Raw genomic sequence first — 6,168 nt, 5'->3', positions numbered from 1 at the left:
GGGCAATACCGAACTGGCCGCCGCCAGCACGGTACTGGCGGGCGACACCCTGACCCTGGCGCAAAAAGGCAGCCTGGGCGAAACCCTCAATGGCCAGCCTGGCGTGTCATCATCCTATTTCGGACCCGGGGCCAGCCGGCCGATCATCCGGGGGCAGGACGGCGACCGCATCCGCCTGTTGCAGAACGGTGTGGGTGCGCTGGATGCATCCTCGCTGTCCTACGACCACGCAGTCCCGCTGGACCCGGTCAACGTCGAGCGCGTGGAAATCGTTCGCGGCCCGGCGGCGTTGCTGTATGGAGGCACTGCCATCGGTGGCGTGGTCAATACCTTCGACAACCGTATCCCCGTCGACGCCATCGAGGGCATTCATGGCGCCGGGGAACTGCGCTATGGCGGCGCCGACACCACCCGCAGCAGCGCCGGCAAGCTGGAAGCCGGTGATGGCACCTTCGCCCTGCACCTGGACGCCAACGCCCGCAGCTTCAATGACGTGCGCATCCCCGGCTATGCCCACAGCACCAGCGTGCGCGCCTCCGAGGACGCCGATGACAACGGCGGCAAGCACCGCCTGGCCAACAGCGATGGCCGCCAGGACGGCGGCGCCATCGGCGGCTCCTACACCTGGGACCATGGTTACGCAGGCCTGTCCTACAGCACCTACGATGCCAACTACGGTTCGCCCGCCGAGGACGACGTACGCATCCGCATGCAGCAGGACCACTACGCGTTTGCCTCGCAAATCCGCGACCTTGAAGGCCCGTTCACGTCAGTCAAGGTGAACGCCGGCTACACCGACTACAAACACAGCGAAATCGAGGATGGCGAAGTCGGCACCACCTTCAAGAACAAGGGCTATGAAGCTCGCATCGAGGGCCGTCATCAGCCCCTGGGCCCGCTGGAAGGCGTGGTTGGCGCGCAGGTCAACCGCAGTCAGTTCCAGGCCTTGGGCGAAGAGGCCTTCGTGCCCCAGACCGATACCGACTCGGCCGCGCTGTTCATCCTCGAAGACTGGCAAGCCACCGAACGCCTGAAACTAAGCCTGGGCGGGCGCCTGGAACATACCCGCGTCACCCCCGATGCCCAGGGCAACGAGCGCTTCGAAGCCGCCGACAAGCGCAGTGACTTCACCGCCGCCAGCCTGTCATCAGGGGCCGTGTACAGTCTCACGCCGGTATGGTCGCTGGCTGCCACCCTGGCCTACACCGAGCGCGCCCCGACCTTCTACGAGCTGTATGCCAACGGTGCCCATGTGGCCACAGGCACCTATGAAGTCGGCGACGCCAGCCTGGCCAAGGAAAAGGCGGTGTCCAGCGACCTGGCCCTGCGCTTCGACAACGGCGTGCACACAGGCAGCGTGGGTGTGTTCTACAGCCACTTCTCCAATTACATCGGCCTGCTGGGCACCGGCCATACTCTCAACGACGAGGGCGAGGAAGACGCCAGCGGGATCCCCGAATACACCTATTCGGGGGTACGCGCACGGTTCGCGGGTATCGAGGCCCAGGACCATTGGGCCCTGGGTGAAAATGCCTTCGGCAAGTGGGCGTTGGAGCTGTCGGGCGACTACACCCGGGCCAAGAACCTCGACAATGGCGAAGACCTGCCACGCATCGCCCCGCTGCGCCTGAACAGCGGCCTGCTGTGGGAGAAAGACCACTGGCAGGCGCGCCTGGACGTGCAGCACGCCAGCGCCCAGCACCGCGTACCCGCCAATGAAACCGGCACGGACGGCTACACCACCCTGGGCGCCAGCGCTGGCTACCGGTTCAGCGTTGGCCAGAGCCAGTGGCTGGCGTTCGTGAAGGGTGAAAACCTTACCAACCAGACCGTCCGCTACGCGAGTTCCATCCTGCGCGACACCGCCCCGGCACCGGGACGCAGCATCGAAGTCGGCCTGCGCACCACGTTCTGACAGAACGGTGGATGAGCAATCGCATTTGCTCATCCACCTGATGTTTCAAGACTATCGAAACAAATCGAAACATCACTTTACATGGTTTTACATTTCATCCGGCATTCAAACATTTTATTGCACAAACCCTGACGAAATTTTCACGCTGCCGACGCGATAGTTACTTCATTCAATTTGACTTAACTTCTGCCAGAGTATCAAGGCAACGCTTATGCACCGTACTCAGCCTGCTTCGACCCCACCGCGCTTCAGTATCGCCATGGTCAACTACAGGACCGCCGAGCTCACCCGCAACTGCCTGGAACTGCTACGCGAGCAACTGAGGGGCCTGGACGTACCCGTGTGGGTCGTGGACAACGGTTCCGCCGACGCCAGCACGGCCTACCTGCGCAGCCTGGACTGGATCAACCTCATCGAACGCGTGCCCGCTGCGGGCGAGCCCGGGCACATTGCCCATGGCAAGGCGTTGGACATGATCCTTGAGCGTATTGATACCGACCATATACTGCTTATGCATACGGATACATTTATATACGACAATTCAGTATTCCAGCTGTTACTGAATGAATGCACACGCAATGAAAACACTGTTGCCGCCGGTTGTGTCGAGCAACTTGATCGAGGCCTTGCGCGAACAGCGTGGCGTGTTACCTCGCGTTATTGCAAACATCACTATCGCCGGTTGGTACGTGCGGCCGGTTTGCCCGGGCGTGATCCAAAACCGTGGAAAGAAGTGTATCTGAAAAGTTTCTGTACCTTGTGGAATGCCAAGGTGATGAAGCAGCGCGGGTTGCACTTCTGCATGGACGACCGGGTGCCCGGCTATACCCTCCAGGACCGCATGCTCGAAGCGGGCCTGGCGGTGGCAAGCATTTCGCCCCGCCGCCTGTTTCGTTACCTGGACCACATCCAGGCCGGCACCGTGGCCGCCTGTGGCGGCTATGCCCAGGGGCACCGCCGCAACCGCATGTACGACCATGCCCTGGCGCGGCTGAACAAGGTGGCGGGCTACCCGTGACCGTCGCAGCGGCTGCGGGGCGTTGCATGCGGCGTATCTGATACTGCGCGGCGTCATGACGCGGCCGGGTCCGCTACAGGGCCATGGCAACCCAGTGGGACCGCGGCTTGCGCCCGGTCTCACATGGACTACCCTTCTCGCCACTGGCCGCCATGCGCGCTGTTCCTGCCCGGTGAGAGAACGCCCCTTCCATGATCATTTCCGCTTCAACCGATTACCGCGCCGCCGCTCAGCGCAAGCTGCCGCCGTTCCTTTTCCACTACCTCGATGGCGGCGCCTACGCCGAGCGCACCCTGCGGCGCAATGTCGATGACCTGGCCGACATCGCCCTGCGCCAGCGGGTGCTGCGCAACATGTCGGAACTGAGCCTGGAAACCCGCCTGTTCGGCGAAACCCTGGCGATGCCCGCCGCCCTGGCCCCCATTGGCCTGGCCGGCATGTTCGCCCGCCGCGGTGAAGTGCAAGCCGCGCAGGCGGCCGAGGCACGGGGCATTCCCTTTACCTTGTCCACCGTGTCGGTGTGCCCCATCGAGGAAGTCGCCCCGGCCATCCAGCGTCCCATGTGGTTCCAGCTATACGTGCTCAAGGACCGTGGCTTCATGAAGAACGCGCTCGAACGTGCGCGCGCTGCCGGCGTCACCACCCTGATATTCACCGTGGACATGCCGGTGCCGGGTTCCCGCTACCGCGACGCCCATTCGGGCATGAGCGGCCCCAACGCCGCCGCCCGGCGCATGCTGCAGGCGGTCACTCACCCAGCGTGGGCCTGGGATGTGGGCCTGCTGGGCCGCCCCCATGACCTCGGCAACATCTCCACCTACCGGGGCAACCCCACCGGGCTTGCTGACTACATCGGCTGGCTGGCCAACAACTTCGACCCGTCCATTTCCTGGAAAGACCTGGAATGGATACGCGAATACTGGCAAGGGCCGATGGTGATCAAGGGCATCCTCGACCCTCAGGACGCCCGCGACGCCGTGGCGTTCGGCGCCGACGGCATCGTGGTGTCCAACCATGGCGGCCGCCAGCTCGATGGGGTGCTGTCCAGCGCCCGTGCCCTGCCCGCCATCGCCGACGCGGTGAAAGGCCAGCTGTCGATTCTGGCGGACTCGGGCATCCGCAGCGGCCTGGATATCGTGCGCATGATCGCCCTGGGCGCGGACGCCGTGCTGCTGGGCCGCGCGTTCGTCTACGCACTGGCGGTCGCGGGCGGTGCCGGGGTGCGCAACTTGCTGGAGCTGATTGAAAAGGAAATGCGCGTGGCCATGGTGTTGACCGGGGCCAGGTCGGTGCAAGACATTACCCGGGAGTCGTTGGCCTGACCCGCGCTCGCAGGCAGGACCCGGCGGCATGCCCGCCCGGTCCCAGACCTGCGGCGGTATTCACGCCAGGCGTTTGACCAATGCCTCAGCCACCGCCTCGGAGCTGCCCGGGTTCTGGCCGGTGATCAGCAGGCCGTCTTCCACCAGGAACGACTGCCAATCAGGGCCTTTTTCGTACACCGCCCCGAGCTTCTTGAACTCGTCTTCAACCAGGAACGGCACCACGTCGGTCAGGCCAACACCCTCTTCTTCCGAGTTGGTGAAGCCACTCACGCGCCGGCCCTTGACCAGCGGCTCGCCATTGGCCGCCTTGACATGGCGCAGTACGCCAGGGGCGTGGCAGACGAAGGCAATGGGTTTGCCTGCGCGCTCGAACGCTTCGATCAGGGCGATGGACACCGGCGACTCCGCCAGGTCCCACAACGGGCCGTGGCCGCCCGGGTAGAACACGGCATCGAAGTCCTGGGCGTTGACGCTGTCCAGTTTCACGGTGCTGGCCAGTGCCTGCTGGGCCGCAGGGTCGGCCTTGAAGCGCTGGGTGAACTCGGTCTGGAAGTCCGGTTCGTCACTTTTCGGGTCCAGCGGCGGCTGGCCACCGGCTGGCGAGGCCAGGACGATGTCGGCACCGGCGTCCTTGAAGGTGTAATACGGGGCCGCGAACTCTTCGAGCCAGAAACCGGTTTTGCGGCCGGTGTCGCCCAGTTGGTCGTGTGAGGTCAAAACCATCAGTACTTTCATCGCTGCTTCCTCGCAAAGTGATAAAACGTGGGTTCATGGTAGGGCTGGGGTAGCCAGCCGACAATGTCGAATCCGCAAGGATTTCGGACATCAATGGCCGACTATAAAGCCATTGCCAGCGCACCGGGCGTCACCCACAATCGGCCGATTGCCGCCACCCGGAAAGCCGCCATGCACAGCGTTGCCCTTGTCGTTTACCCCAACTTCCAGCCCCTCGGCCTGTCGGTCGGTTCGGTATTCGAGTGCGCGAACCTGCTGCGCGGCGAGCCGGCCTACGAGTTCCACCTGGTCTCCGAAACCGGCGGCCCGGTCATGTCGTCCCAAGGGTTCTCGGTGAACACGGTGCCGCTGCGGCCCGAGGGCTATGACTCGCTGATCGTCAGCGGCTACCTGGATTTCCGCCTGCCGGAAGCCAGCCTGCCGGCACGGGTCAAGGCGTCGGCGACCCAATCGCGACGGGTCGTGGCGTTGTGCATGGGCATCTTCGTGCTGGCTGAGGCCGGACTGCTGGCCGGCAAGCGTGCGACCACTCACTGGCTGCACGTGCCGACTTTCCGCAAGCGCTATCCGGATATCGACCTCGACGAAGACAAGTTGTTCGTCATCGATGGCCAGGTGTGGACCGGCGCTGGCATGAGCGCCAGCCTGGACCTGGCCTTGGCGATGGTGGAAAACGATCTGGGCGGTGACCTCGCGCGGCAGGTGGCGCGCAAGCTGGTCATCGCCCAACGCCGTGGCAGCGAGCAGTCGCAGTTGTCCGCCCTGCTGGAACTGGACCCCAAATCCGACCGCGTGCAGTTGGCCCTGGGCTACGCCCGGGAAAACCTGCGCGATGAGCTGTCGGTGGAGTCCCTGGCCGCCGTGGCGCGCCTCAGCCCGCGCCAGTTCAGCCGGGTATTTCGCGAGGAAACCGGACGCACCCCTGCCAAGGCCATCGAATCACTGCGTGTAGAGGCCGCCCGCGCCATGATGGAAACCGGCCGCCACCCCGTGGAAGTGATTGCCCGGGAAACCGGCTTTGGTGACCGGGAACGGCTGCGACAGGCCTTTCTCAGGGCCTTCGGGCAGCCGCCTCAGGCGTTGCAGAAACATTTCAAGGGCGCCGCGCTTCAAGGACTTTCCGAGCCACTGTAATTGTTCACCTATACCGCCGGCTCCTGATCAACCTGCGACAG

General features: G+C 64.2%; 5 protein-coding genes. 4 read left to right on the top strand and 1 reads right to left on the bottom strand.

The window, feature by feature from the left end:
• From QBK88_RS25190 to lldD, 3 genes are all read left to right on the top strand, one after another.
• The coding region (locus tag QBK88_RS25190) for a TonB-dependent receptor (RefSeq protein WP_277964159.1) at nucleotides 1-1,915 on the top strand (1,915 nt) is incomplete at its 5' end.
• Between the two features lie 211 nt (nucleotides 1,916-2,126).
• Nucleotides 2,127-2,933, top strand: coding sequence for a glycosyltransferase (locus QBK88_RS25185; RefSeq protein ID WP_277964158.1), 807 nt, complete (start codon nucleotides 2,127-2,129; stop codon nucleotides 2,931-2,933).
• A 191-nt stretch (nucleotides 2,934-3,124) separates the two neighbouring features.
• Nucleotides 3,125-4,255, top strand: coding sequence for an FMN-dependent L-lactate dehydrogenase LldD (gene lldD, locus QBK88_RS25180; protein WP_277964157.1), 1,131 nt, complete (start codon nucleotides 3,125-3,127; stop codon nucleotides 4,253-4,255).
• Between the two features lie 60 nt (nucleotides 4,256-4,315).
• Here lldD and QBK88_RS25175 read toward each other — a convergent pair whose 3' ends face one another.
• Nucleotides 4,316-4,993, bottom strand: a complete 678-nt coding sequence (locus QBK88_RS25175) for a type 1 glutamine amidotransferase domain-containing protein (RefSeq protein ID WP_277964156.1) — start codon at nucleotides 4,991-4,993, stop codon at nucleotides 4,316-4,318.
• Nucleotides 4,994-5,164: 171 nt separating this feature from the next.
• Here QBK88_RS25175 and QBK88_RS25170 point away from each other — a divergent pair, with 171 nt between their 5' ends.
• Nucleotides 5,165-6,127: a GlxA family transcriptional regulator gene (locus QBK88_RS25170; protein ID WP_277964161.1), complete on the top strand. Its 963-nt coding sequence runs from the start codon at nucleotides 5,165-5,167 to the stop codon at nucleotides 6,125-6,127.
• Nucleotides 6,128-6,168 lie beyond the last annotated feature (41 nt).

Source organism: Pseudomonas sp. RIT-To-2, assembly GCF_029623465.1.
Classification (GTDB): domain Bacteria; phylum Pseudomonadota; class Gammaproteobacteria; order Pseudomonadales; family Pseudomonadaceae; genus Aquipseudomonas; species Aquipseudomonas silvicola.
Note: the sequence above shows the minus strand (reverse complement) of the source record. Positions and strands in the feature narration are given on the sequence as shown.

Excerpts from the sequence above, each read along its gene's own strand:
- QBK88_RS25185 (WP_277964158.1), top strand. The coding sequence starts at position 2,127 with ATGCACCGTACTCAGCCTGCTTCGACCCCACCGCGCTTCAGTATCGCC.
- lldD (WP_277964157.1), top strand. The coding sequence starts at position 3,125 with ATGATCATTTCCGCTTCAACCGATTACCGCGCCGCCGCTCAGCGCAAG.
- QBK88_RS25175 (WP_277964156.1), bottom strand. The coding sequence starts at position 4,993 with ATGAAAGTACTGATGGTTTTGACCTCACACGACCAACTGGGCGACACC.
- QBK88_RS25170 (WP_277964161.1), top strand. The coding sequence starts at position 5,165 with ATGCACAGCGTTGCCCTTGTCGTTTACCCCAACTTCCAGCCCCTCGGC.